Genomic DNA, 23716 nt, shown 5'->3' on the forward strand with positions numbered 1-23716 from the left:
AAGTCATGCCCCTCTCCGTCGCCGTCTCCGGCGCATCCGGATACGCGGGAGGCGAGATCCTGCGCCTGCTCGCCGCTCACCCCGAGGTCGAGCTCCGCACGGTCACCGCGCACTCCAACGCCGGTCAGCCGCTCATCGAACACCAGCCGCACCTCCGCTCGCTGCGTCACCTCACGCTGCAGCCCTCGACGCCCGAGGTGCTCGCGGGGCACGACATCGTGTTCCTCGCCCTCCCGCACGGCCAGTCGGGTCAGTACACCGAGGCGCTCGCTGACACCGCCCTCGTCATCGACGCGGGCGCCGACCACCGGCTGACGTCGTCGGACGACTGGGATGCCTTCTACGGCGGCGACTTCCACGAGCCCTGGACCTACGGTGTGCCCGAGCTCCTCGTCGGAGGCGCGAACGGCACCGGCAAGCAGCGCGACAAGCTCGTCGGAGCCTCGCGCATCGCTGCTCCCGGGTGCAACGCCTCGACCGTCGCGCTGAGCCTCGCGCCCGGTGTCGCCGCCGGTGTCATCGACCCGAGCGATATCGTGAGCGTGCTCGCGGTCGGTCCCTCGGGCGCGGGCAAGAGCCTGAAGACGAACCTCCTCGCCGCCGAGATCCTCGGATCGGCGAACCCCTATGCCATCGGCGGGACGCACCGCCACATCCCCGAGATCCGGCAGGCGCTTCGGGGAGCGGGCGCGGTAGGCGACATCCGCATCTCGTTCACCCCCGTCCTCGTGCCGATGTCGCGCGGCATCCTGGCCACCTCGACCGCTCCGATCGCGGACGGCGTCTCCGACGCTCAGATCCGCGAGGCGTGGGAGAGCGCCTACGCGGATGAGACGTTCGTGCAGCTGCTGCCCGAAGGATCCTTCCCTCGAACGGCCGACGTCACCGGCGCGAACACCGCGCTCATGGGCCTGGCGATCGACCGGGCCGCCGGCCGTGTGGTCGTCGTGACCGCGGTCGACAACCTCGCCAAGGGCACCGCCGGTGCCGCCATCCAGTCGATGAACATCGCCCTCGGTTTCGCCGAGACCACGGGCCTGAGCGTGAACGGAGTCGCCCCGTGAGCGTCACCGCCCCCCAGGGTTTCGAAGCCGCCGGTGTCGCCGCGGGCCTGAAGTCGACCGGAAAGCCCGACGTCGCCGTCGTCGTCAACCGCGGCCCGCTCAAGGTCGGCGCCGCGGTGTTCACCTCGAACCGCGCCAAGGCGAACCCGATCATGTGGTCGCAGCAGGCGATCGCCGACGGCGTCGTCGAAGCCATCGTCCTCAACTCCGGCGGAGCGAACTGCTTCACGGGCAGCTTCGGCTTCCAGACGACGCACCAAACCGCCGAGAAGGCGGGGGAGCTGCTGGATGTCAGCTCGGGCGATGTGCTCGTCTGCTCCACGGGCCTCATCGGCACCGGCGACGAGGTGTTCCGCGCCAAGGTGCTCGAGGGCACCACGGCGGCGATCGGCTCGCTCAGTGCCGAGGGCGGCGAGGACGCCTCGCTCGCGATCATGACCACCGACTCGCGGCCCAAGCGCGCCGTCGTCTCACGGGGTGGCTGGACGATCGGCGGCATGGCGAAGGGCGCGGGGATGCTCGCACCGGGCCTCGCGACGATGCTCGTCGTCATCACCACCGACGCCGTTCTCGACGCGGCGCAGGCGGATGCCGCGCTGCGCTCCGCGACTCGCACGAGCTTCGACCGGCTCGACTCCGACGGGTGCATGTCGACCAACGACCAGGTCACCCTCATGGTCAGCGGCGCGTCGGGCGTGACGCCGGATGCCGCCGAGTTCGCCGCCGCGCTCGCCGAGCTGTGCGCCGACCTCGCCGAGCAGCTGCAGGGCGACGCCGAGGGTGCGAGCCACGACATCGCGATCGAGGTCGTCGGCGCGGCATCCGAAGAGGACGCCGTCGTCGTCGGACGCTCGGTCGCCCGCAACAATCTCTTCAAGGCCGCGATCTTCGGCAACGACCCGAACTGGGGCCGGGTGCTCGCCGCGATCGGCACGACCGATGCGGCCTTCGACCCCTACGACGTCGACGTCTCGTTCAACGGCGTGCGGGTGTGCACCGCCGGCGGGCCCGACCGCCCGCGTGAAGAGGTCGACCTGACGCCCCGCGCGACGCGCATCCTCATCGACCTGAAGTCGGGCGATGCCACGGCGACGATCCTCACGAACGACCTCACGCACGACTACGTCCACGAGAACAGCGCTTACTCCTCATGAACGACATCGACCTCCAGTACACGACCCCCGAAGAGGCGGCCGCCAAGGCGGGCGTCCTCATCGAGTCGCTGCCGTGGCTGCAGCGCTTCCGCGATCAGATCATCGTCATCAAGTACGGCGGCAACGCGATGGTTTCTGAGGAGTTGCAGGAGTCGTTCGCGCAGGACATCGCTTACCTCCGCTTCGTCGGCGTGAAGCCCGTCGTCGTCCACGGCGGCGGCCCGCAGATCTCGAAGATGCTCGACCGGCTCTCGATCGAGAGCGAGTTCAAGGGCGGCTACCGGGTCACCAGCACCGAGGCGATCGATGTCGTCCGGATGGTGCTGACCGGGCAGATCAACCCGCAGCTCGTCGCCCGCATCAACGCGTACGGCCCGTTCGCCACCGGCCTGTCGGGCGAGGATGCCGGTCTGTTCGGCGGTCGCCGGCGCGGCGTCGTGATCGACGGCACCGAGCACGACCTCGGGCACGTCGGCGATGTCGTGGAGGTCGACCCGCAGCCGGTGCACGATCAGCTCGACGCCGGACGCATCCCGGTGATCTCCTCGATCGCACCCGATCTCGACAACCCCGGTCATTCGCTCAACGTGAATGCGGATGCCGCAGCCGCTGCACTCGCGACGGCCCTCGGTGCCACGAAGCTCGTCGTCCTCACCGACGTGCCCGGCCTCTACGCCGACTGGCCCAACCGCGACTCGCTCGTCTCGCATCTGACGTCGACGGACCTGCGCGCGATGCTGCCGAAGCTCGAGTCGGGGATGATCCCGAAGATGCAGGCATGCCTCGACGCGGTCGACGGGGGAGTGGACACGGCGGCCATCATCGACGGACGCCAGCCCCACTCGGTGCTGGTCGAAGTCTTCACAGCACAGGGAATCGGTACGGAGGTGGTGGCGGGATGACGAACCCGACGATCCAGCAGACAGCGCCCACATGGGCGGATGACGTCGATCGCGACCTCGTCCGCAGCGCCGGCGCGCGCCTGGCGCTGCTCGAGCGCGGCGAGGGCGCGTACGTCTGGGATGTCGACGGCAAGCGCTACCTCGACTTCCTGGCCGGCATCGCCGTCAACTCGCTCGGACATGCTCACCCCGTGTTCGTCGAGGCGGTCTCGCGTCAGGCGGCCACGTTGTCGCACGTCTCGAACTACTTCGCCACGCCGCCGCAGCTCGAGCTCGCGGCGAAGCTCAAGCGTCTCGCGGGCACCGGCGACGCCGGTCGCGTCTACTTCGGCAACTCCGGCGCCGAGGCGAACGAGGCGGCGTTCAAGCTCGCACGTCTGCACGGCGGAGCCGAGCGCCCCCGCATCCTCGCGCTGAAGGATGCGTTCCACGGTCGCACGATGGGCACCCTCGCCCTCACCGGCAAGCCGCAGATGCAGCAGCCGTTCGAGCCGATGGTTCCCGGCGTCGAGAGCATCGACTCCACGATCGAGGCTCTCGAGGCCGCGATCGACGACCGCGTCGCGGCCCTGTTCGTCGAGCCCATCAAGGGCGAGGCCGGGGTCATCCCGCTGCCCGAGGGCTACCTCGCGGCGGCGCGCGAGATCACGAAGCGCCACGGCGCGCTGCTGATCATCGACGAGATCCAGACCGGTGCCGGGCGCACCGGCGCGTGGTTCGCCTTCCAGCACGCCGGCATCGAGCCCGACGCGATCACGGTCGCCAAGGGCATCGGCGGCGGCTTCCCGATCGGCGCGCTCATCACCTTCGCGAGCGCGAGCGATCTGTTCTACCCGGGCACGCACGGCTCGACGTTCGGCGGCAACCCGCTGGGCACCGCTGTGGCGTCGGCGGTGCTCGGCGAGATCGAGAACGGCGGGCTCGTCGAGGCCGCCGCAGCTCACGGCGCACGCCTGCGGCAGGTGCTCGAGACGATCGATTCGGCACTGGTCGAGGGCGTGCGCGGACAGGGTCTGCTGCTGGGCGTCGGGCTGCGGCATCCGGTCGCCGGCGCCGTCGTCGCGGCGGCGCAGGAGCACGGCCTGATCGTCAACGCCGCCAACGACCGCACCGTGCGGATCGCTCCGCCGCTCACCATCGGCGACGTCGAGATCGACGAGTTCGCCGAGCTTTTCACCGCCGCGCTGCGCACCGTCGAGTCGGCCCTGCTTCTCGAGAACACGACCACGGAGGAATCCGCATGACCCGCCACCTGCTCCGCGACGACGACCTGAGCCCGGCCGAGCAGGCCGAGGTCCTCGATCTCGCCCTCTCGCTGAAGAAGGACCGCTGGAAGCTGAAGCCCCTCGAGGGTCCGCAGACCGTCGCGGTCATCTTCGACAAGTCGTCGACCCGCACGCGCGTCTCGTTCGCGGTCGGCATCGCCGACCTCGGTGGCTCGCCGCTGATCATCTCGACGGCCAACAGCCAGCTCGGCGGTAAGGAGACCCCGTCCGACACCGCGCGCGTGCTCGAGCGCCAGGTTGCCGCGATCGTGTGGCGCACGTACGCGCAGGCAGGCCTCGAGGAGATGGCGCGCGGTACTCGCGTGCCGGTCGTCAACGCGCTGAGCGACGACTTCCACCCCTGCCAGCTGCTCGCCGACCTGCTGACCATCCGCGAGCACAAGGGCGACCTCGCCGGGCTCACGCTGTCGTTCTTCGGCGACGGGCAGTCGAACATGGGTCACTCGTACGTGCTCGCGGGCGTGACCGCGGGCATGCACGTTCGAGTCGCGTCTCCCGAGGGGTACGGCCCGCGTGAGGATGTCGTCGCCGACGCGCAGCGCATCGCGGCACAGACGGGCGGATCGGTCACGATCCTCGTCGACCCGCTCGAAGCGGCATCCGGCGCCGACGTCATCGTGACCGACACGTGGGTGTCGATGGGCAAGGAGGAGGAGAAGATCGCACGCATCCGCGATCTGGGTGCGTACAAGGTGACGCAGCAGACGATGGATGCCGCCGCCGACGGGGCGATCTTCATGCACTGCCTGCCCGCCGACCGGGGCTACGAGGTCGACGCCGACGTCATCGACGGCTCGCACAGCGTCGTCTGGGACGAGGCCGAGAACCGTCTGCACGCGCAGAAGGCGCTGCTGGTCTGGCTGCTGCGTCAGCAGTGACCGCGGAGCGGTGAGGAGCGGCCGGTGCCGGGGATGAGCGAGATGCTGCGCCGCCGCCCGCTGTTCGCGCCCTCGCGCATCGACGGCGTCGACCTCGCTCGCGGCCTCGCCGTGATCGGGATGCTCGCGGCGCACCTGCTCGCGATCCCCGACTTCGATTGGACGATCCCCTCCTCGTACGAGGGGATCGTCCACGGGCGCTCGTCGATCCTGTTCGCCACGCTCGCGGGTGTCTCGATCGGGCTCATCAGCGGCGGACCGGTTCCGCTGCGCGGGCCACGACTCGAGACGGCCCGTCTGCGCCTGCTCGTGCGGGCCGGAGCGATCTGGGTGATCGGCGTGCTGCTTCTCTTCCTCGCGGTGCCGGTGTACGTCATCCTTCCCGCCTACGCGCTGCTGTTCGTGATCGCCGCGGCGGTGCTGCCGCTGCGGGCACGCACGCTGCTCATCGCGGCCGCGGTCGTCGGGCTCGTCGCGCCGTTTCCGCAAGCGGCGATCGACGGCCTGTCGTTCTGGTCGACACCCGAGGGGGTCGACGTCTCGAACGCTGTCGGATGGCATTACCCGTTCCTGACCTGGATGGCGTTCGTCCTCGCGGGCATGGGGGCGGCGCGCCTCGACCTGCGCTCGCGCGCGACGCCGCGGTTCCTCGCGCTTGCGGGGCTCGCCCTGACCGCTGCCGGGGCCGCTCTCGACATCGTGTGGGGGCGCTCCGAGGTCTTCGGACAGACCCCGTGGACCGGGGAAGCCCACTCATCCGGGCTGTTCGAGGTGATCGGATCCGGCGGGTTCGCCCTCCTCGTCATCGGCGTGTGCGTGCTCGTGTGCCGGACGCCCCTCACGTGGGTCGCGCTGCCGCTGCGCGCCGTGGGCTCGATGCCGCTGACCGCGTACTCGGCGCAGATCGTCGTATGGGCACTCACCCGGCCCGCCGCCGAGCCGGGCGTCTTCGAGCTCGACTCCTACCGAGCCCTCGATCCGTTCTGGCCGATGACCCTCGGCATCATCGTCGGATGCACGGCCTGGGCGCTCGCCGTCGGGCGCGGTCCCCTCGAAGCCGGCATCGACGCACTCGCCCGGCTGACGGTGCGCGGGCGCGTGGAGGCGCCGGGGACAGCGATGCCGCCCCGATAGGCTGGAGCGATGAGCGCAGACACGTCAGGCGGCACGAACTCCGGGGCTCTCTGGGGAGCCCGCTTCGCCTCGGGCCCCGCGCCCGAGCTGGCCCGCCTGAGCCGATCGACGCACTTCGACTGGGCGCTCGCCGGATACGACATCGCCGGATCTCACGCTCACGCGAAGGCGCTCGCCGCCGCCGGGTACCTCACGCCCGACGAGGAGAGCCGCATGCACGCGGGGCTCGACTCGGTGCTCGCCGCCGTCCGCGACGGATCGCTGCAGCCAGCCCCCGGCGACGAAGACGTGCACGGCGCCTTGGAGGCCGCCCTCATCGCGACCGTCGGGCCGGAGCTCGGCGGCAAGCTGCGCGCCGGACGCAGCCGCAACGACCAGATCGCCACGCTCGTGCGTCTGTACCTGCTCGATCACGCCGAGGTCATCGCCCGCGACATCCTGCGAGTCATCGACGCCATCGTCGGTCAGGCCGAGAACCACTCCGGCGCGATCATGCCCGGCCGCACCCACCTGCAGCACGCGCAGCCAGTGCTGCTCGCCCACCACCTGCAGGCCCACGCCTGGCCGCTGCTGCGCGACCTGGAGCGCCTGCGTGACTGGTCGGTGCGCGCGCGGATCTCGCCCTACGGCGGGGGAGCGCTCGCCGGTGCGACCCTCGGTCTCGACCCGCAGCTCGTGGCCACGGAGCTCGGCCTCGAGCGTCCCGCCGACAACTCGATCGACGGCACCTCCTCGCGGGATGTCGTGGCCGAGTTCGCTTTCATCGCCGCGATGATCGGCGTCGACATCTCGCGGTTCGCCGAAGACATCATCATCTGGAACACCCGCGAGTTCGGCTTCGTCACGCTCGATGACGGCTACTCGACCGGGTCGAGCATCATGCCGCAGAAGAAGAACCCCGACATCGCCGAGCTCGCCCGCGGCAAGGCCGGTCGTGTGATCGGCAACCTCTCGGGCCTGCTCGCGACCCTCAAGGCGCTGCCGCTCGCGTACAACCGCGACCTGCAGGAAGACAAGGAGCCGGTCTTCGACTCGATCGAGACGCTCGAGGTGGTCTTGCCCGCGTTCGCCGGCATGGTCGCGACGCTCCGCTTCGACGTCGACCGGATGGCCGAGCTCGCGCCGCAGGGGTTCTCGCTCGCGACCGATGTCGCCGAGTGGCTCGTCAAGCGCGGTGTGCCGTTCCGCGAGGCGCACGAGATCTCGGGCTCGCTCGTGCGGCTCTGCGAGGAGCGGGGCATCGAGCTGCATGAGGCATCCGATGACGACCTCGTCTCGGTCTCGGAGCACCTGGCTCCCGAGGTCCACGAGGTTCTGTCGCCCGAGGGATCGGTCGCCAGCCGCGACGGCATCGGCGGAACCGCGCCGGTGCGGGTCGACGAGCAGCGTGCGGCACTGATCGCTCAGGCTCAGCAGGCCGTGCGGGTGTGGCAGCTCTGACATAAGCGATCATCTGATATCAGGCATTCATCAGCTGATGACTGATATCCGCGGGATATAAGTGCTAGCCTGATCTGCATGACCGTTGCTGTCATCGCCGACATCGTCGGCTCTCGTCTGCTCGACGATCGCAGCCGCACCCAGGCGCAGATCGAAGCAACGATGGCCGAGGTCGATCGCGCCCTTCCCGTCGCCGTGACCCCGATGCGTGCCACGTTCGCCGACGAGTTCCAGGCGGTCTTCGACGAGCTGGATGACGCGCTGGCCTGGCTTCTGCTCCTGCAGCTGTCGCTGCCCGACGAGGCGTCGCTGCGCTTCGGGGTCGGTGTCGGCGACGTCGGCTCGGTCGCATCCGAGAGCTCGGACATCTCCGACGGGCCGGGGTGGTGGCGGGCGCGCGAGGCGATCGAGCAGGTGCACGCGATGCAGGACCGCGCGGTTCCGCGCGCCCGCATCCGCATTGTCGGAGGGGAGGACGAGGATGTCGCCATGGCCGACCGCATCCGCTTCGCCAACGCCTACGCGCTCGCCCGCGACGAACTCGTCGGGGCGATGTCGGCGCGCGCGCGGCGCCTGACCTACGGCCGCTGCCTCGGTCGCACCCAGGGCGCTCTCGCGAAAGAGGAGGGCATCACCCAGTCGGCCGTATCGCAGCTGCTGGCGTCATCCGGAGCTCCCGCGATCGTCGCCGGGTACACGGCCCTGACGGAGCGCTCGTCGTGATCGGCGCGGGTCTCATGCTGCTCGCGGTCGGCGGGCTCGATCTCGCTCGCAAACGGATGTCGGGCGCGAAGCTCGGGATCGTGCTGGTGGTCCTCGGCGCTGCGCTGCTGCCGCTCGCAGCCTGGGCGGGCGCCGCGGCCTGGTGGTTCGCGGCGATCGCCGTCGCGGCCGGGTGGGCGGCGGTCACCTCGACGCGCGAGCCCACTCGATGGGGACTGTGGCCTGCGGCGCTCCTGGCCGTTGTGGTGGCCGTGGCGGTCGCCCTCATCGGGGTGCGCGACGGCCAGGGGCCTCTCGAGAGGATCTGGCCGATCGACTCGCCCCTCGGCGTCGTGAGCCTCGACCTCGCCATCGCGCTCGCGGGAGCGCTGGTCTTCCTCGTCGAGTCCGGCAACGTCATCGTGCGGGCATCGCTGCGGGGCGGTGTCGTCGCCGCCGAAGCGGCGAACGAGCTGAAGGGCGGGCGCATCATCGGCCCCCTCGAGCGCGTGCTCGTGTTCGCCCTCACCCTCACCGGTGCGTTCACGTTGCTGGCCGCCGTGCTCGCGGCGAAGGGCATCGTCCGCTTCCCGGAGATCTCACGCGACCACGACGGGGGAGACCGCGCCGAGTACTTCCTCGTCGGAAGCCTCGTCAGCTGGGTCGTCGCCCTCGGCGCGGCCTTTCTCATCTGGTGGGGCACCGCCTGAGCGTCATCGAGGCGGGTCGGCGGGTGCGCCGTCGACTCTTGTCGTGCTGAGCGGCGTTCGTCATGCTCGAGGCATGGCGAAGATGGAGCATTTCGAGATCCCGGCAGACGACATCGCGCGCGCCCGGGAGTTCTACCGGACCGTTCTCGGGTTCGACTACGAGCCGTGGGGAGATGACATGGGCGTGCTCCGGCAGCCCGATGGCGAAGGCGTCAACGGCGACCTGCACAAACGGTCTGCCGTGCCGCATCCGACAGTCGTCTTCACCGTCGACCGCATCGAAGACGTCGTGGCCGCGGCGGTTGCAGCGGGCGGCGAACAGGTCGGTGAGATCCAGGCTCTCGGCGACGACGCGCGCTGGGTCTACTTGCGAGACTCCGAGGGCAATGTGATCGGTCTGTACGACCAGGTCTCGGCGAGCTGACTCGCGTGCCGTCGTCAGGCTCAGACGCCAGGTCGGGACGGCGAAGCCGCCCCGAGCGCCTCTCAGCCTGTCGGCGGGACGACTCAGGCTGATTCCTGACAGGTCGGACCTGCCCGACCAGCCGCGCCGTGCGCCGCTGATAACCTGAAGCGCGTGTCTGATGAAGCCCTGACGACCGCCCCCGTGGCGCTCGATCCCGCGTTCGAGAACGTGTGGGACGAGCTGGTGTGGCGCGGTCTCGTGCATGTGTCCACCGACCAGGAAGCGCTGCGAGAAGCGCTCGGCGGAGACCCGATCACGTATTACTGCGGCTTCGACCCGACGGCGGCATCCCTGCACCTCGGTCACCTCGTGCAGCTGCTGACGCTCCGCCGCCTGCAGCTGGCCGGTCACAAGCCCCTCGGTCTCGTCGGCGGCTCGACGGGCCTCATCGGTGACCCGCGCCCGACCGCCGAGCGCACGCTCAACTCGCGCGAGACCGTCGCCGAGTGGGTCAACCGGCTGCGCGGTCAGATCGAGAAGTACCTCAGCTTCGAGGGCGAGAACGCCGCTCGCATGGTGAACAACCTCGACTGGACGGCGCCGCTGTCGGCGATCGACTTCCTGCGCGAGATCGGCAAGCACTACCGCGTCGGCACGATGCTGAAGAAGGATGCCGTCGCCGCGCGCCTAAACTCGGATGCCGGCATCAGCTACACCGAGTTCAGCTACCAGATTCTGCAGGGGCTCGACTTCCTCGAGCTCTACCGCCAGTACGGCTGCACGCTGCAGACCGGTGGATCGGACCAGTGGGGCAACCTCACCAGCGGCACCGACCTGATCCACCGCGTCGAGGGCACCTCGGTGCACGCGTTCGGCACGCCGCTGATCACCAACAGCGACGGCACGAAGTTCGGCAAGAGCGAGGGCAACGCCATCTGGATCGACGCCGAGCTCACGAGCCCGTACGCGTTCTACCAGTTCTGGCTCTCGACCGCGGATGCCGATGTCGTCGAGCGTCTGAAAGTGTTCACGTTCCTCAGCAGCGCCGAGATCGCGGACAACGAGCGCCTCGTCGCCGACGAGCCGTTCCGCCGTGCCGCGCAGAAGCGTCTGGCGTTCGAGGTCACCGCGACGGTGCACGGTGTCGACGCGACGGCCAAGGTCATCGCGGCATCCGATGCACTGTTCGGCCAGGGCGACCTGACCGCTCTCGACGCCGCCACGCTGCGCTCGGCCCTGCAGGAGCTTCCGCACGCCACCGCGTCGGCCGGCACCTCGGTCGTGCAGCTGCTCGTCGACACTGGGCTCGTCGGCAGCCTGTCGGAGGCCCGCCGGGCCATCGCGCAGGGCGGCGTCTCGATCAACGGTGCGAAGGTCGACGACGAGTCGGCCGTCGTCGTCGGGGATCTGCCGGGTGGCGTGGCCGTACTGCGGCGAGGCAAGAAGACGCTCGCGGGCGTCTTCGTCGAGGACTGACCCGACCGGATGCCGTTCACCCCGAGCCACGCCGTCGTCGCGCTGGCGGTTGTTCGCACACCGCTCGTGCCGGCGGCCGTGGCTGTCGGGGCGATGGCTCCAGACCTGCCGTTGTTCGCCCGGGGGATCGGCATCAGCTACGCGCAGACGCACGCGTACCCGTGGCTGACGGTCGTGATAGCGGGCGTGCTGCTGCTCGCATGGTGGCTCCTGCTGCGCCCCGCGGTCCGTGAGCTCGCGCCGGACTGGCTTGCCGGACGGCTGCCGTCGACGTGGGATGCCACAGGCGGCGACGCGCTGCGAACGGTCGTGCCGGGGACGGGGCGCGGCCGGTCGGTCGCGGTCACGGTTCTGCTGGTCGTGGTGTCGCTGGCTCTCGGCGTGTTGAGTCATATCGCCTGGGATGCCTTCACCCACGAGGGGCGCTGGGGCGTCGAGCTCTTCCCGGCGCTGGCCGACCGCTGGGGACCGTTCCACGGCTACCGGTGGTTCCAGTACGCATCGAGCGCGCTCGGCCTGCTGGGGCTTGCAGTCGCGGGGGCGTTCTGGCTGCGGAAACGGTCGTCGGCTCGGGTGCGGCGGGTACTGCCCGGCGCCGTGCGGGTGGTCTGGTGGGCGTCGCTGCCGGTCGCGCTTGTCGTGGCGTGGCTGATCGGCCTGGCCGCGTACGGGCCACTGACGGCGGAGTGGACCGCCCAGCACCTGGCGTACCGCGTGCTGCCGCCCGCATGCGCCATCTGGGGGCTGGTCACGCTCGTGCTGTGCGTCGTCGTGCAGGTGGCGCGGCGACGTGTCGTGCGCTGAGTGACGCGGGGTAGTTGTCGAGGCGATCGGTGGTCGCGTGCCCGAGGTGTGGGTCAGTCGACTCCGCGCAGTCGGTCGATCTCGCGGCGTTCGCGTTTCGTCGGCCGGCCGGCGCCGCGATCACGGACGGCGAGCATCGCCATCGGCTCGCGCGGGGGAGTGCGGTCTTCCAGCGCGGTCGCGGCGACGGGCGCGCCGACGCGCTTGGTGAGCGTCTGCCGGACGACGAGGATGCGGTCGAAGCCCGCGATCCGCACCCGCAGCTCGTCGCCGGGCTTTACCGACTGCGACGCCTTGACCTTTTCGCCGTTGACCCGGACGTGACCGGCGCGGCACGCCGTGGTCGCCGCTGAGCGGGTCTTGTAGATGCGGACCGCCCATAGCCACGAGTCCACGCGGACAGGGGCATCGGATGCGGTCATGCGTTCCATTCTCGCCCAAGCGTCACGGGTGCTCGCCGGTACTGGTTTCGTGTGCGTCAGCGAGCTCGAGCGAGACCACGGCGACGTGCGGCTTGGGGCGCGCGACCTCGCGGAAGCCCGCGCTGAGGAACGTGGAGAGAGCCCCGTGGTACAGCTCGTTGGACGTCACCTTTCGCCCCGCATCCGGGTCGACGGGGTACGCCTCGACCACGCGTGCGCCGTTCTCGCGGGCGAAGGCGATCGCGGCATCGAGAAGCGCCGCGTTGAGGCCCGAGCCGCGATGCTCCTTGCGCACCGCGAAGCAGCTGACGGCCCAGACGTCCGCGTCGTCCCAGGGCTCGTCGGTCGCACCGGCATAGGCGCGGGTCTTGCTCAGTCGCACCTGGCGGGTCCGCGGCCCGACGCGAACCCAGCCGGCGGCGTCACCGTCGACGTAGGCCACGAGGCCGGGGGAGGGTGCGGCATTCACTTCGCTGCGGAACGCCGCCGCCCGTCCCTCGATGTCGGTGCGCTGGAACTCGGCGTTCGTCATCGTCCACCACTGGCACTGACACTCCCGTCCGTCACCACCGCCGCTGATGGCGTGCTGTGCGTCGCTGAAGCTGCCGGGCGTCACCGGCACGATCCTCGTCTCGGTCATGGGCCGACCGTAGCGCTCGCCACCGACACGGGCAACGCGCCCGGGTGCACCGGTTCGCGAGTGGGCCGCGGACCCGTTAGGATAGGGGAGTTGTCCGCGTGCGGGCAGCGGACCGGGATGTGGCGCAGCTTGGTAGCGCACTTGACTGGGGGTCAAGGGGTTCACCCCCTCCGGTCGGCCCGAAATAACTGAAAATCGATGCCACGGGATGTGGCGCAGCTTGGTAGCGCACCTGACTGGGGGTCAGGGGGTCGCAGGTTCAAATCCTGTCATCCCGACAGAAAAGCCCCGATGAGAAGCCATTTTCATCGGGGCTTCGTCATGTCTGGCGACGGGTTTTTGTTGGTCCCCCTCTGGTCCCCTCGCCAAGGCATCGATGCCGGCTCACAGACGTCGGAGGGCGTATCTGGCTCTCTGGAGGTCGTTGCCTGTGGATAAGGGGACCAAAAGGGGACCAGAGCCTCCGTCGTGGCTCCCGGCTCCCCGTCACAGTGACCTCGAGGCCCCGCGCCGGCTCGGTCTGCTGGCCTTGGCGGATCGGGCAAGGAAGGCGTTGGCCTGCTCCGCAGCGGAGGCGAGGTGGCGGTCGTCGGGGTGCAGGTATCCGCGGGTGGTCTCGACGGAGGCGTGGCCGAGGATGTCCTGAAGGACGTGCAGCGGGATGCCGGCGTCCGCCATCCACGTCGCGCCGGTGTGCCGGAGGCCGTGCCGGGTAAGGTCGGGCAGGCCGAGATCGCTGACGATCTGGTCCCAGTTCGTCGCGTCCCGCACGGTCGCGGTCGTGAGAGCGCCGCCCTTCGGGCCGACCAGCAGCCGATCCTCGGGCTCTTTCCCCTCCGTGAGCCGCTCAAGAACCGGTCGGAGCGGGTCGAGGATCGGGACGCGGCGTTCTCTGCGGCCTTTGGTCTGCTTCGTGATGAGCCCGCCTTTGCCGGGGTAGGTCTGCCGCGCGATCACCACGATGTTCTTGTCGAACCGGACGTCACCGGCCTGAAGGCCCGAGACCTCGGAGGAGCGCGCTGCGAGGAGGGCGGCGAGCATGACGAAGTCGGAGTACGACTGGTGGACCTTCCCGCAGGCTTCAGCGAGCTTCGTCAGCGTGCCCATGTCCGGGATCGCATGGGCGCGTGGGGAAGCATCCTCCGCAGGCTGGAGACGGAAGGCATTGCGGTTCAGGCTGCGCTTGGCACGGTTCTTCGCGGGGTTGATCGGGATGAGCCCGTCGCGCACTGCTTCGTCGAGGACCCGCACGAGAGGTGCGATCGAGTTCTTGATCGTTGACGCCCCATGCCGTTTCTCCCAGGCATCGATGGTGCGGTCGATGATCCCGGCGGTGATCTGCGTGACGGGTAGGTGCCCGAGGGCAGGTAGCACGCGGAGCTTGAGCCCGTACCCGTAGGTCTCCCCGGTGGAGGTGGGGTCGAGGCCGCGCGCCCATCGGTCGCCGATCGTGGTGACGAACTCGGTGAGCGTCATGGACACGTCCATGCCCTTGGCCGAGGACTGCCGCAGCGAGTCGAAGAACTCATGCGCTGCAGCCTCGTCAGCGACGATCTCGGAGCGGATGATGCGGCGTTTGCTGATCGGGTCCGTCCAGCGGGCACGGGCGCGGATGCCGTAGGAGCGACGTTCCAGGTCGGTGGAGATCCTCACGCCGACCGGAGGCACCGGCTTCGGTTGCGCGTGCGGGAGCGGCTCAGCCTTCCTGGGCATGGCTGTGCTCCAGCCCCGCCAGCCAGGCGTCGACCGCGTCGATGCGGTACCGGGCGATCCCGCCCAGCCGCAGGAACGGCGGCCCCTGACCAGCCGAACGCCACCTCGACAAAGTCGACTCGGACACCTTGAGATAGGCGGCGATCTCGCGACTGTCCATGAGAGGGGAGACCACGATCGTGCCGCCGGTATCGCTCATGCGACTTCTCCGGTGTTCGGGTTGAGCCCGGCATAGAAGTCGTCCTCGGCCTGGCGGCGCGCGGCGACATCGTCGAGGACGAACTGCACGAAGTCCTGATCCCGGTGAGCGATGATCGTGTCCTCGACCGGGCCTGCCGGGTCCTCCCCGGGCCAGGTGGTTTGCCGGGTCGGGCGGTCTCGGTCGAGCCGGGTTCCGGAAGCTGCGACCCAGTCACGGAGCCGCTGGCGGGCGTCGGCGAAGTCGCGATGCCAGCCCAGCGGCGCGGAGCCGTTCTGCTCCGGGTCGTAGGCGGACAGCCAATGCAGATGCAGCGCACTCAGCTCCCACAACAGCTCCGGGTGGCGGTGCCAGAACGGCGGAACCACCGAAGCAGGCAGCCCGTAGGTGCGGCGCAGCCAGTCGACCCAGCGGTTCAGCTCCAGCCACTCGGCCTCCGCTTCCTCGCTGGTCAGGAGGTTCCAGTTGATCGGGCGCGGAGGCTCCGGGATCAGCGGCCCGTTGAACTCCTCGGACTCCTCGTCCAGGTCCGGCTCGTCGGTCTCGGGGGCGGTGTCGTTCTGGTTCATCGCGGTCACCGCCGTTCAGAGCCCGAGCGCCGGGGCGGTGCCCGAGCTCTCGCGATGAGCTGCGCCGGCCGCCTGTCCCACAGGCTCCTGCGTCGTGGCGGGCTGGCGGCGGGTGCGGTCGACCTCGTAGCTCGTGCGGGCGAGGTCGTGGCCGAGCTTCTTCGCGACGAACTCCTCGGACTTGACCACCTCGCCTTCCGGCGTGGCGCGGTCGTACTCGCGGGTGTAGCCCTCGGCGACGAACTTGTCTCCCTTGGCGAGCCGGTCGTGGGCGCGCTCGGCGGTCTTCTTGAACGCCACGAGGTCGTGGAAGGTCGTCTCCGTCTGCGTGAACGACCCGTCCGGCTCCTTGCGATAGTGCTCCTGCCCGATCTTGGCGTAGAACCGGGCATCGCCCCGCTCCGTGTAGGTGAGCTGCGGGTCGGAGGCGATGAACCCCGAGACGGATTCCTGCGTGTGGAGAGCCATTGGACTGCCCCTCTTTCTGACATCGGCGGCGACCCCACGATGGGGCCGCTCTGTCAGGCAGGTGCGCCCGGCGGCTCCTCCGAGCGGTGCTGCAGCGTCGCCTCGATGTCGGCCCGGTCGTCGCGCAGCTGTTTCGCGTCGGGCCGGTCGGTCCAGGTCCGCATCCGGGTGACGATGGGTGGTGCGGAGCGCAGCAGCACCAGTGCAGTCCCGAACGGGAGGGTGCGGATCGTGTCGGGCGGCATGATCGGCACGCGGCGGATGGAGCGTTGCGCGGAGCGGGAGCCGTGGTCTCCGACCGTGGTGGAGTCGGTCACCTCGTCGCGCTCGCCGATGAGCGTGGTGAGGTCGTGCAGGTCCTTGGAGTTCGACGCTCCGCCCAGGACGATCTTGACGATGGAGGCGTCCCAGATCGCGCCGGCCGCGTTTTCCGACCACTTCTCCCGCGCCTGCGCGAGGCTTTGGAGGACGGGCATCGTCGTGATCCCGGTTCCGCCGCCCTCAGCCATGAGCGTCGGTAGCGACGGCAGCGGGGCGAGGTTGCCGACCTCATCGAGCGCGAGCAGCAGTGGCGGGTCGAGGCGGGCGCCGGGGCTGGTGGCGGCGAGGCGGCGGGCAGCTTCCACGACGTCTTCCACGAACGCAGCCACCAACGCAGCGGAGTTGTTGGCGCCGGCTCCGGTGGCGAGCAGGTAAAGGGTTCCTCGGTCGCGGAGGAACGCTTCGGGGTCGAAGTCCTCGTCTTCGCGCGGCGATACGGCGTCGAGCACGCGCGGGTCTGCCAGCGCGGCCAGGGCAAGCGAGACGCCTTGCCAGATGGAGTCGCGGGTTCTGGGGTCGGAGTCGATCATCGCCTGCAACGAGTCCGCCCACCCAGTCGCGGCTCGCGGGTTCGCGGTAAGGATCGCGACCGCGTCCGCGGCGGCGGAGGGGTCGAGGGTCCAGCGGAACAGTTCCGAGGGTGGCCGGTGGTCGAGGGCGGCGGCGTGGAGTAGCGCTTGGAGCGCGGTTCTCGTCTTGCCCTCCCAGAACCCGCCGCCCTCGACCCCGCCGGCCGAGAGACCGGTGCCGGCGGCGAGGCCGGTCGCCCGGATCATCGCCGTCAGCGGGTCCTCACACCCGCGGATGGGTGACCACCTGAGCCCGGCGGGCAGGCCTTCGGCGAGGTGCTGCGGGTCGAACACCGCGACCGGGCCGATCTTCTGCCGGGCGCGGAGGGTCGCGGTGAGGTTGTCCGGGCGGGTGCTCGTCGTGACGACTGCGCCAGGGGCGTCCAAGATGGCGTTGATGACGATGTGGGCACCCTTGCCGGAGCGGGGCGGGCCGATCAGCAGGATGCTGTCCTCGACGGACGCCCAGACGCTCGTGCCATGTGAGGCGCCGATCCGGTAGCCGACATCCTCCGGCCGCGGCTGGTGGAGCGAGGGCCGCAGGTGACCGGCCCGGCGCAGCAGCGCCGCCTCTGAGGCGGCCTTGGCGACTTCGCTGCGGGTGGCGATCCCGGCGATGCGGTAAGGGTCCGTCTTCACGCGGCGGCCGTGCTCGCGGAAGAACCGCCACGCCCACCAGCCGGCCACCCCGGCGCCGAGGACCAGCAGACCGGCGGTGATCCAGTACGCGACGACGTTCAGGCCAGGAGCGTCGAGCGCGGCAGCGGGGTCGCCGGAGTGTAGCAGCACACCCAGGCCCGCCTCGATCCCGCCGGTGGGCTGGCCGGTCCCGGTGATCCAGGCGGCGACAGACCCGGCGCCGCGGAGGATGGCGGCGAGGACCGCGGCACCGATGAGGATGCCGATGCCGAGGTTGCTCAGCTCGTCCCCGAGCGCCCCCGCGGGCCGGGGCGTGCTCATTCGGGGTGCCCGATCGTGAAGGTGCCGGAGACCCGGCCGAGCAGGATGACCTCGCGGGTCGGGCTCCCGGCGAGCTGTGCCGCCTCGATGATGCCGCGCATGGTGCCATCCGGGGCGGCGTCGCCGTGGGCGATGACGACGGCGATCGCGACGTCCTCACCCGGCACGAACCCCTCCCCGTGCAGCACGACGAGATCCGTCGCCGGTCGGCGGGCCGGTTCCTCCGATGCCGGCTCTGGATCGGATTCGGTGCGGCGGCGCCTGCTCGGGGTGATGATGTCGGTGAACACGGTTCCTTCCGCTTCGCGCACCTCGACCCGCACCGGGGAGCGGCGCAGGTCGGTGAGCTGGTCGAGGACGCGGGCGAAGTCCTCCCGCCGCCACGGCGGCGCGAACGGCTCTGGCTCGAACGGCGCCCCGTCGACAGTGACGGTCATGCGGCCGTCCTCGGCGATGGCGATGGCGACGAGCGGGAGCACGACCGGCACGGGCTCGACACTCCCGTCTCGAGATGCGGGTTCGCCCCAGGATCGCTTGTAGCGGGGCCGGGGCATCAGGAATCCTGCCGATCGTTCGGGATTCCTGAAGGCACGTCGAGATTCCTGAACTCATGGGAATCGCTCGTCATACGGCCGGTGGTGTCGAACGCGGCGAGCTCGGCGGGGTGGAGCTGATGCTGGACGACGAAGCTGCGGTCCTTGATCCGCCAGAGCCCCTGCCCGGTTCCGAGCCCTGGGAGTAGCTTCTGCTCGGTGCCGGTGAGCCCGAGCGCGAGGGCGGTGGAGCCGAGCTGGTCCGGCTCCTGCCGGTACACGATCCGCGTCTCCGCATTCGCCAGCAACGACGAGGCGAGGGCGCGCATCGCGGTCCCGGCATCGCCGACGTTGTCCAGGTCGGAGAGCTTGTGGAAGATGAGCATGTTCGCGATCCCGAAGTGCCGCGCCAGCCTCCACTGGGCGTCCATGCGGCGAAGCAGCGCCGGGTACTGCATGAGCCGCCACGCCTCGTCGTAGATCACCCATCGCTGTCCGCCTGCCGGGTCGGACAGGGCGGACTCCATCCATGCGGACGAGCAGGTCATCAGCACCGAGATCAGCGTGCTGTTCTCCGCGACCCGCGACAGGTCGAGCGACACCATCGGCAACGACGGGTCGAACCGCACAGTGCTGGGCCCGTCGAACAGGCCTTGGAGGTCTCCAGCGACGAGCCGACGGAGCGCGTGGCCGACGAGCCGGCCATCTTCCGCGAGCCGGCCGTCCTCGTCGTCGACGCGGCTGGGGCTGAGGATGCGGTCGACGACCATCGGCAGGATCGGGACCTCGGCGCTCCTCACAGCGTCTTGAAGGGCGAGGTCGATCGCGGTGTGCTCCAACGGCGACAGCGCCCGATCCAGCACGGTCTCTGCGAGGGCGCCGATGAGGTCGCGGCGGCGGGAGGCGACCTGCATCGCCCACTCCGCATCCGACACCGCAGACGGCCGGTGGCCCTCATCGAGCGGGTTGAGCCTGTTGCGCAGGCCGTGGCCAAGGATGATCGCCCGCCCGCCGACCGCCTCCGCAACACTCGTATGCTCCCCTTTCGGGTCGCCGGGAACGTAGACCCTGCGTCCGAACGGCAGGCTGCGCGTGTACAGCGACTTCGCCAGGGACGACTTGCCGCTCCCCACGATGCCGGCGAGCACGACGTTCGGCGCCGTGATGAGCCCCCGCTGATAGAGCACCCAGGGGTCGAACACGAACGATCCGCCGCTGTAGAGGTCCTGGCCGACGAAGACGCCCTGGCTGCCGAGGCCGGCTTCGGCCAGGAAGGGGTACTGGCCGGCGAGCGTCGCGGAGGTGTCCTGGTGCTTGGGGAGCCGGAACCGGCCCGGCGTCCGCAACGCCGCAGGTCCCGCCTCGCCGGCGGCGGGCAGGTAGCTCGTGCTGCGGCGTTCAGCCTGCTCCGCCTCCCACTTCGCCCGAGCTTCTAGCTTGCGATGCTGGCGGGCATCGGTCTCGACCTTCGCCGCCGCCTGCCGGCGGGCCTTGCGTGCCCGGCGCCGCTCGCCTTCGGGCCCGACGAGCACAGCGGTGTGCAGGCGGCTGTCGTCCTGCCCGGTCACAGCGCCAGCCCCCGGCCGTGTGCGGAGGCGGTGCCGGGGCGGCGGGTGAACCAGTCGGCCCCGTCTCGCCCCCGACTGACCGCGGCGCCGACTGCACGCGTGGACTTGTGCGCGGCGCGTTCCGCTTCCCGCCCCGACTCCGATGCGGATGCGGAGGCCGGGGCGTCGACGCCGAGGAGTGCCGGATCGCGCATAGTGTCGTGCTCGCGCAGCAGCGAGACGTGCCCGAGGAAGGGGTTGTAGGTGAGCGTGTAGACGTCTCTGGTCGCCACCTTGTCGAGCGCACCTGCCGGGGGCTCGTCGTAGACGTATCCGTTCTCGAGCGCGGCCTGGGTGGTCTCCGCTCCGTAGTCGTGCCCGGCCAGGTGCTCGATCGCTGCATCCGTCCCGTCGCGGTCGATCAGCTCCAGCACCTCGTCGGCCTCGGAGCCTTCCAGGAACACGACGCTGACCCACCGCCTCGCCGGGCCGTCCTCGACGGCAGGTGCTGGGTGCCAGGCGATGCGGCCGGAGTGCTGGGAGGCGGCGTCCAGCCGCCACTCCACGGTGTCCAGCAGGGTGCCGGCCTGGTGCAGCTCGTCGGCAGCCGCGAGAGCCGAGGTTGCGCCAGCGGCTTGATTCCCGGCGTCGTCGTGCGCCCTGGCGCGGGCGTTGATATGGGCGGAGGCGAGCTGGTCGAGCACTTGCCGCAGCGACCTGACGCCGGCGAGCAGCTCTCCGATCACCGGGTAGGTGTCGGCGGGGCTCGCGAACGTCCGGGTCGCGTGGGCCAGGCCCCGCAGCGCGGCGGACGCCTCAGCGGCGTCCGCGAGCGGGTCATCGAAGATCGGCATGATCAAGGCTCCTCACAAGAAGGCGTGACGGTTGGTGAGCAGGTGCGCCGAGTCAGACCGGCCGGCACAACGGCAGCGCGGCAGCGGTGAACGCCTGCGCCTGCTGACCGACGAGCCGCCTGGTCTCGCAGGACGCTTGGATCGCCGCCTGCTCGACCGCCGCCACCGCCGCGTCGAGCTCGTCCACGGTCGGCGCGGACACGGAGACGAGGCCGGAGACGCGCAGGACGCCGTGCCCGGCAGTCAGGTCCGCCTCCTGCTGGAGCACGTCGTCCAGCTCGGCGCTGCTGGCCGCGTCGTCGATCTGCCCTATCTTGCGCCGCTGGGCGGCATCGGAGATGAGCTCGGTCTTCTTCTTCCGCAGGTCCCGCGCTGCTTGGTCGGCGCGAACCGGGGTGTAGTGCAGGGCGAGGGTGCGCAGGATGCCGTTGGACAGCACGAGCGGGGCAAGGAAGCCGGGATACACCTGCGAGCGAGGCCACTCGGTGATCCACAGCACCGCATGGTGCGCGGAGTCCGACCGCAGCCGGTCCCAGGTCTCCGTGACCGCGACCGGGCCGGCCGTCGCCAGGTCACGGCCGAGGTCCCCGTGCCGCTCCAGCGCGGGCGCGGCGGCGGGGTCGTAGGCCGAGCGCAGGACGACGGCGACCTCGCCGGGCGCCAGCCACCCGGTCGACGTGAGCTCCGCCGCGCGCAACGCCGTCGTCAGCGTGCTCATCTCCTGCCGCAGCACCGCGGCCGCACCCCGTATCCCGCCACCGCTGGTCCTGATCTGCCGGGCGGCGGCCTTCATGTCGAGCGCGAGCGAGATGGTCGTCGCGTGGCGTTCTCCGGCGGGGCCGGCGCGGTCGATGAGCTCGGCGTAGGTGGTCGCGGCCCAGGAGCCGTCGTCGGTGCCGTGCGTGCGCCACCACTCCGCCAGGCCCGTCCCGGAATCCGGCAGGGTCCGCTCGGACACCTGGATGCGGGCGATCCGTCCGGAACGGCACGCGGCGGCCAGCACGCGGCCCCAGCCGGAGACCCGGCGCTGCTGCTCACCCGGATCGAGCAAGACGAACGCGGGGTGGGAGACGCCTAGGATCGCGGTGAGGGTCTGTGCGTGCGGGTCGTGGATCATCGCAGCCCCGGTCTCGGGGTCCTCCCACTCCCGCAGCGGCGCCGCATCGCCCGGTAGGGAGAGCGTCCCGGCGGGGCGGGGCTTGATGACGCGGCGCCGGTAGACGAGCTGCCCGAGATAGGTCCGGGCGGCCCAGCGGGCGAGGACCGGCACCCACTCGATCACCTTCCGGCCCCCGGCAGGGATCACCGCGAGCAGGGCGCAGGTGCCCCAGACGGGTGCGGTCCAGGCGAAGCCCATCCCGCCGGCGGCGTAGAGGGAGAAGACGACCGTGAGCACCGCGACGCCCAGGACGATGAGCTGCGGCAGGGACAGGCCGAGCATGATGCCGCGCCTGGCGAGCCGGGAGAACTGCACCGGTGCCAGCGGGTAGTCGCTAGTCGAGTTCGTGACCATCAGGTGTTACTCCTTCCCGGCCGGTGCGGACGATGGCGGAGGCGGCGGGTCCTGCCGGCGCCGAGGCGCGGGCGAGGACTCTGCAGGCCCGGGAGAGGGCGGCGTTGACGGTGCGGGACGCGGCGGGGTGCCCTGCGACGGCGGCGGGGATGCCTGCTCGGCCGCCGCGCCGGCCTGGCTGTCCGCCGCGCCGCCCACGGCTTTGCCTGCCTTCGGGCCGGCGGCCGCTGCGGCCTTGACCACGGCGGCTCCGATGACCACCGCGGCACCGACGGGCCCCGCGGCCGCACCGGGACCAGCCGCGCCAGCGCCGGCAGCTCCAGCCCCTGCTCCGGCACCGGATGTAGCGGCGCCGGTACCCGCCGTGCCCGCTCCCGCGCTGGCAGGGGCCGCAGCCGACGCACCGGGAGGAGGCGGGGGCGGTGTCGAGCCTCCGCCTGCGCCGCCTCCACCGCTTGGCGGGTTGCTGCCCGTGTCGGTGCCGCCGTCGAGGACCTTCTTGGCTGTGTCGGCCTGCGGGGCAGATGGCACCGGCACGGGCCGGTTCAGCGCGGACTTCGCCTCTTGCTCGGACGACATCGCGTGGTACATGTCGAAGCCGACGAACGACAGGAACTTGTAGGTGATGTAGGGCGCGAACGCGGCGATGAACATCAGCACGACGCCGGCGATGGGGTCGGAGATGGAGGCCAGGTCGGCCTCGATCGGGGCCGAGACCTGCCCGATCGCGACGAGGAAGATCACGACGAGGACGAGCTTGGAGAAGATCAGGGCGATCACGAAGGCCGCCCACTTGGCGAACCAGCCCTTGGTCGCGTCCCACGTGGCCCCGGCCAGGGCGACCGGGCCGAATACGATCGCCACGAGCAGCAGCGCCTTGCGGATCAGCAGGGAGAACCACACGATCGCCGCCGCCGATATGGCCAGGCCGGCGAGGAAGATCGTGAGGATCGCCCCGACGCCAGGGCCGCCGATGTTGATGGCGCCGAGGGCGACGGCGAGGAGCCCGATCTGGGTCCCCATCCCTTCCATCGTGTTGCCGGTAGCCTGCACGATCCCGACCGCGAGCTGATCGGTCACCTCCAACAGCAGCGCCGTCAGCGTGATCACCAAGAAGCTGCCGAGGACGGACTTCGCCAGGCCGAGCGCCGCACGGCTGAGCGCGGTGGGGTCGCGGTGGACCAGGCCGGTGATGAGCTGGAGGCAGAAGAAGATCAGCATCACGAACACGGCGACACCGAAAAGGACGTTGTAGACGCCGACGTACTCGGCGCTCGTGACGTCGACGAGGGTCGTGGTGTCGAACACCCACCAGACGGCCTCGAACAGCCATGCGGCGGCCCCGGCCATCGCTTGCGCGAGCCAGTCGAACGGAGCCGCGATCAGGGAGGCGGTGCCTTCGCCGACGGCGTCGCAGACGGAGGAGATGACCGGGACGTCGCAGACGCTCAC

The 23716-nt window shown here is 70.5% G+C and carries 24 protein-coding genes and 2 tRNA genes; 14 read left to right on the forward strand and 12 right to left on the reverse strand.

Going from position 1 to position 23716, the window contains the following annotated elements; all coding sequences use genetic code 11:
- The first annotated feature begins 5 nt into the window (after nucleotides 1-5).
- The 12 genes from argC (at nucleotide 6) to P6897_RS05295 (ending at nucleotide 11956) form a co-directional block, all read left to right on the forward strand.
- On the forward strand, nucleotides 6-1064 hold the full coding sequence (argC, locus tag P6897_RS05240) for an N-acetyl-gamma-glutamyl-phosphate reductase (protein WP_282502309.1): 1059 nt from the start codon (nucleotides 6-8) through the stop codon (nucleotides 1062-1064).
- Complete coding sequence (gene argJ, locus P6897_RS05245; protein ID WP_282502310.1) at nucleotides 1061-2218, forward strand: bifunctional glutamate N-acetyltransferase/amino-acid acetyltransferase ArgJ; 1158 nt, start codon at nucleotides 1061-1063, stop codon at nucleotides 2216-2218. Before argC ends, argJ begins: the two co-directional genes overlap by 4 nt.
- The gene (argB, locus tag P6897_RS05250) at nucleotides 2215-3120 is read left to right on the forward strand and encodes an acetylglutamate kinase (protein ID WP_114587953.1); all 906 of its coding nucleotides are present in this window, start codon (nucleotides 2215-2217) and stop codon (nucleotides 3118-3120) included. Before argJ ends, argB begins: the two co-directional genes overlap by 4 nt.
- Nucleotides 3117-4364 carry an acetylornithine transaminase gene (locus P6897_RS05255; RefSeq protein WP_112613827.1) on the forward strand — a complete coding sequence of 416 codons (1248 nt, stop codon included), beginning with the start codon at nucleotides 3117-3119 and terminating at the stop codon, nucleotides 4362-4364. Before argB ends, P6897_RS05255 begins: the two co-directional genes overlap by 4 nt.
- Nucleotides 4361-5284, forward strand: coding sequence for an ornithine carbamoyltransferase (argF, locus tag P6897_RS05260; protein ID WP_064956902.1), 924 nt, complete (start codon nucleotides 4361-4363; stop codon nucleotides 5282-5284). Before P6897_RS05255 ends, argF begins: the two co-directional genes overlap by 4 nt.
- 33 nt (nucleotides 5285-5317) lie before the next feature.
- Nucleotides 5318-6418, forward strand: a complete 1101-nt coding sequence (locus P6897_RS05265) for a heparan-alpha-glucosaminide N-acetyltransferase domain-containing protein (protein WP_282502558.1) — start codon at nucleotides 5318-5320, stop codon at nucleotides 6416-6418.
- 9 nt (nucleotides 6419-6427) lie between these two features.
- Nucleotides 6428-7858: an argininosuccinate lyase gene (gene argH, locus P6897_RS05270; RefSeq protein ID WP_282502311.1), complete on the forward strand. Its 1431-nt coding sequence runs from the start codon at nucleotides 6428-6430 to the stop codon at nucleotides 7856-7858.
- Nucleotides 7859-7936: 78 nt separating this feature from the next.
- On the forward strand, nucleotides 7937-8581 hold the full coding sequence (locus tag P6897_RS05275) for a SatD family protein (RefSeq protein WP_274177577.1): 645 nt from the start codon (nucleotides 7937-7939) through the stop codon (nucleotides 8579-8581).
- Nucleotides 8578-9270: a hypothetical protein gene (locus P6897_RS05280; protein ID WP_282502312.1), complete on the forward strand. Its 693-nt coding sequence runs from the start codon at nucleotides 8578-8580 to the stop codon at nucleotides 9268-9270. Before P6897_RS05275 ends, P6897_RS05280 begins: the two co-directional genes overlap by 4 nt.
- Before the next feature lie 73 nt (nucleotides 9271-9343).
- On the forward strand, nucleotides 9344-9694 hold the full coding sequence (locus P6897_RS05285; RefSeq protein WP_274177579.1) for a VOC family protein: 351 nt from the start codon (nucleotides 9344-9346) through the stop codon (nucleotides 9692-9694).
- Nucleotides 9695-9847: 153 nt separating this feature from the next.
- A complete protein-coding gene (gene tyrS, locus P6897_RS05290; protein WP_282502313.1) occupies nucleotides 9848-11152 on the forward strand; it encodes a tyrosine--tRNA ligase in 1305 nt (434 codons plus the stop codon).
- Nucleotides 11153-11161: 9 nt separating this feature from the next.
- Nucleotides 11162-11956 (forward strand): DUF4184 family protein, encoded by a 795-nt coding sequence (locus P6897_RS05295; RefSeq protein ID WP_282502314.1) that lies wholly within the window; start codon nucleotides 11162-11164, stop codon nucleotides 11954-11956.
- 53 nt (nucleotides 11957-12009) lie between these two features.
- Here P6897_RS05295 and P6897_RS05300 read toward each other — a convergent pair whose 3' ends face one another.
- On the reverse strand, nucleotides 12010-12378 hold the full coding sequence (locus P6897_RS05300) for an RNA-binding S4 domain-containing protein (protein WP_023951692.1): 369 nt from the start codon (nucleotides 12376-12378) through the stop codon (nucleotides 12010-12012).
- Between the two features lie 22 nt (nucleotides 12379-12400).
- Complete coding sequence (locus tag P6897_RS05305; RefSeq protein ID WP_282502315.1) at nucleotides 12401-13018, reverse strand: GNAT family N-acetyltransferase; 618 nt, start codon at nucleotides 13016-13018, stop codon at nucleotides 12401-12403.
- 113 nt (nucleotides 13019-13131) lie between these two features.
- Here P6897_RS05305 and P6897_RS05310 point away from each other — a divergent pair.
- Nucleotides 13132-13201, forward strand: a tRNA-Pro gene (locus P6897_RS05310).
- 21 nt (nucleotides 13202-13222) lie between these two features.
- Nucleotides 13223-13296, forward strand: a tRNA-Pro gene (locus tag P6897_RS05315).
- Nucleotides 13297-13504: 208 nt separating this feature from the next.
- Here P6897_RS05315 and P6897_RS05320 read toward each other — a convergent pair.
- The 10 genes from P6897_RS05320 to P6897_RS05365 all read right to left on the reverse strand — a co-directional run bounded on the left by P6897_RS05320 (nucleotide 13505) and on the right by P6897_RS05365 (nucleotide 23716).
- Nucleotides 13505-14671, reverse strand: coding sequence for a site-specific integrase (locus tag P6897_RS05320; RefSeq protein ID WP_331709738.1), 1167 nt, complete (start codon nucleotides 14669-14671; stop codon nucleotides 13505-13507).
- A 43-nt stretch (nucleotides 14672-14714) separates the two neighbouring features.
- Complete coding sequence (locus P6897_RS05325) at nucleotides 14715-14930, reverse strand: helix-turn-helix domain-containing protein (protein ID WP_067115694.1); 216 nt, start codon at nucleotides 14928-14930, stop codon at nucleotides 14715-14717.
- The gene (locus P6897_RS05330) at nucleotides 14927-15499 is read right to left on the reverse strand and encodes a hypothetical protein (RefSeq protein WP_141369226.1); all 573 of its coding nucleotides are present in this window, start codon (nucleotides 15497-15499) and stop codon (nucleotides 14927-14929) included. The genes P6897_RS05325 and P6897_RS05330 overlap by 4 nt, the downstream gene beginning before the upstream one ends.
- 15 nt (nucleotides 15500-15514) lie before the next feature.
- Nucleotides 15515-15967 (reverse strand): single-stranded DNA-binding protein, encoded by a 453-nt coding sequence (locus P6897_RS05335; protein WP_067115697.1) that lies wholly within the window; start codon nucleotides 15965-15967, stop codon nucleotides 15515-15517.
- A 53-nt stretch (nucleotides 15968-16020) separates the two neighbouring features.
- A complete protein-coding gene (locus P6897_RS05340; protein ID WP_067115700.1) occupies nucleotides 16021-17817 on the reverse strand; it encodes a type IV secretory system conjugative DNA transfer family protein in 1797 nt (598 codons plus the stop codon).
- Entirely contained in the window at nucleotides 17814-18305 is a 492-nt protein-coding gene (locus tag P6897_RS05345) for a hypothetical protein (RefSeq protein WP_036085151.1), read from the reverse strand. The genes P6897_RS05340 and P6897_RS05345 overlap by 4 nt, the downstream gene beginning before the upstream one ends.
- Before the next feature lie 65 nt (nucleotides 18306-18370).
- The gene (locus P6897_RS05350; protein WP_024357607.1) at nucleotides 18371-19918 is read right to left on the reverse strand and encodes an ATP-binding protein; all 1548 of its coding nucleotides are present in this window, start codon (nucleotides 19916-19918) and stop codon (nucleotides 18371-18373) included.
- Nucleotides 19915-20751, reverse strand: a complete 837-nt coding sequence (locus P6897_RS05355; RefSeq protein ID WP_024357606.1) for a hypothetical protein — start codon at nucleotides 20749-20751, stop codon at nucleotides 19915-19917. Before P6897_RS05355 ends, P6897_RS05350 begins: the two co-directional genes overlap by 4 nt.
- A 52-nt stretch (nucleotides 20752-20803) precedes the next feature.
- Nucleotides 20804-22264, reverse strand: a complete 1461-nt coding sequence (locus tag P6897_RS05360; RefSeq protein WP_024357605.1) for an SCO6880 family protein — start codon at nucleotides 22262-22264, stop codon at nucleotides 20804-20806.
- A 6-nt stretch (nucleotides 22265-22270) separates the two neighbouring features.
- Nucleotides 22271-23716 carry a conjugal transfer protein TrbL gene (locus P6897_RS05365; RefSeq protein WP_024357604.1) on the reverse strand — a complete coding sequence of 482 codons (1446 nt, stop codon included), beginning with the start codon at nucleotides 23714-23716 and terminating at the stop codon, nucleotides 22271-22273.

This window comes from Microbacterium sp. BDGP8, from assembly GCF_029991045.1.
In the GTDB taxonomy this organism is placed as follows: Bacteria; Actinomycetota; Actinomycetes; order Actinomycetales; family Microbacteriaceae; genus Microbacterium; species Microbacterium plantarum.

What these genes read in the sequence shown, in the direction of transcription:
- P6897_RS05355 (WP_024357606.1), bottom strand. Translation starts at nt 20,751, where the DNA reads ATGCCGATCTTCGATGACCCGCTCGCGGACGCCGCTGAGGCGTCCGCC.
- P6897_RS05255 (WP_112613827.1), top strand. Translation starts at nt 3,117, where the DNA reads ATGACGAACCCGACGATCCAGCAGACAGCGCCCACATGGGCGGATGAC.
- P6897_RS05305 (WP_282502315.1), bottom strand. Translation starts at nt 13,018, where the DNA reads ATGACCGAGACGAGGATCGTGCCGGTGACGCCCGGCAGCTTCAGCGAC.
- P6897_RS05325 (WP_067115694.1), bottom strand. Translation starts at nt 14,930, where the DNA reads ATGAGCGATACCGGCGGCACGATCGTGGTCTCCCCTCTCATGGACAGT.
- P6897_RS05340 (WP_067115700.1), bottom strand. Translation starts at nt 17,817, where the DNA reads ATGAGCACGCCCCGGCCCGCGGGGGCGCTCGGGGACGAGCTGAGCAAC.
- P6897_RS05335 (WP_067115697.1), bottom strand. Translation starts at nt 15,967, where the DNA reads ATGGCTCTCCACACGCAGGAATCCGTCTCGGGGTTCATCGCCTCCGAC.
- P6897_RS05360 (WP_024357605.1), bottom strand. Translation starts at nt 22,264, where the DNA reads ATGGTCACGAACTCGACTAGCGACTACCCGCTGGCACCGGTGCAGTTC.
- P6897_RS05275 (WP_274177577.1), top strand. Translation starts at nt 7,937, where the DNA reads ATGACCGTTGCTGTCATCGCCGACATCGTCGGCTCTCGTCTGCTCGAC.
- argH (WP_282502311.1), top strand. Translation starts at nt 6,428, where the DNA reads ATGAGCGCAGACACGTCAGGCGGCACGAACTCCGGGGCTCTCTGGGGA.
- P6897_RS05265 (WP_282502558.1), top strand. Translation starts at nt 5,318, where the DNA reads ATGAGCGAGATGCTGCGCCGCCGCCCGCTGTTCGCGCCCTCGCGCATC.
- P6897_RS05285 (WP_274177579.1), top strand. Translation starts at nt 9,344, where the DNA reads ATGGCGAAGATGGAGCATTTCGAGATCCCGGCAGACGACATCGCGCGC.
- argF (WP_064956902.1), top strand. Translation starts at nt 4,361, where the DNA reads ATGACCCGCCACCTGCTCCGCGACGACGACCTGAGCCCGGCCGAGCAG.
- P6897_RS05330 (WP_141369226.1), bottom strand. Translation starts at nt 15,499, where the DNA reads ATGAACCAGAACGACACCGCCCCCGAGACCGACGAGCCGGACCTGGAC.
- P6897_RS05300 (WP_023951692.1), bottom strand. Translation starts at nt 12,378, where the DNA reads ATGACCGCATCCGATGCCCCTGTCCGCGTGGACTCGTGGCTATGGGCG.
- argC (WP_282502309.1), top strand. Translation starts at nt 6, where the DNA reads ATGCCCCTCTCCGTCGCCGTCTCCGGCGCATCCGGATACGCGGGAGGC.
- P6897_RS05295 (WP_282502314.1), top strand. Translation starts at nt 11,162, where the DNA reads ATGCCGTTCACCCCGAGCCACGCCGTCGTCGCGCTGGCGGTTGTTCGC.
- argB (WP_114587953.1), top strand. Translation starts at nt 2,215, where the DNA reads ATGAACGACATCGACCTCCAGTACACGACCCCCGAAGAGGCGGCCGCC.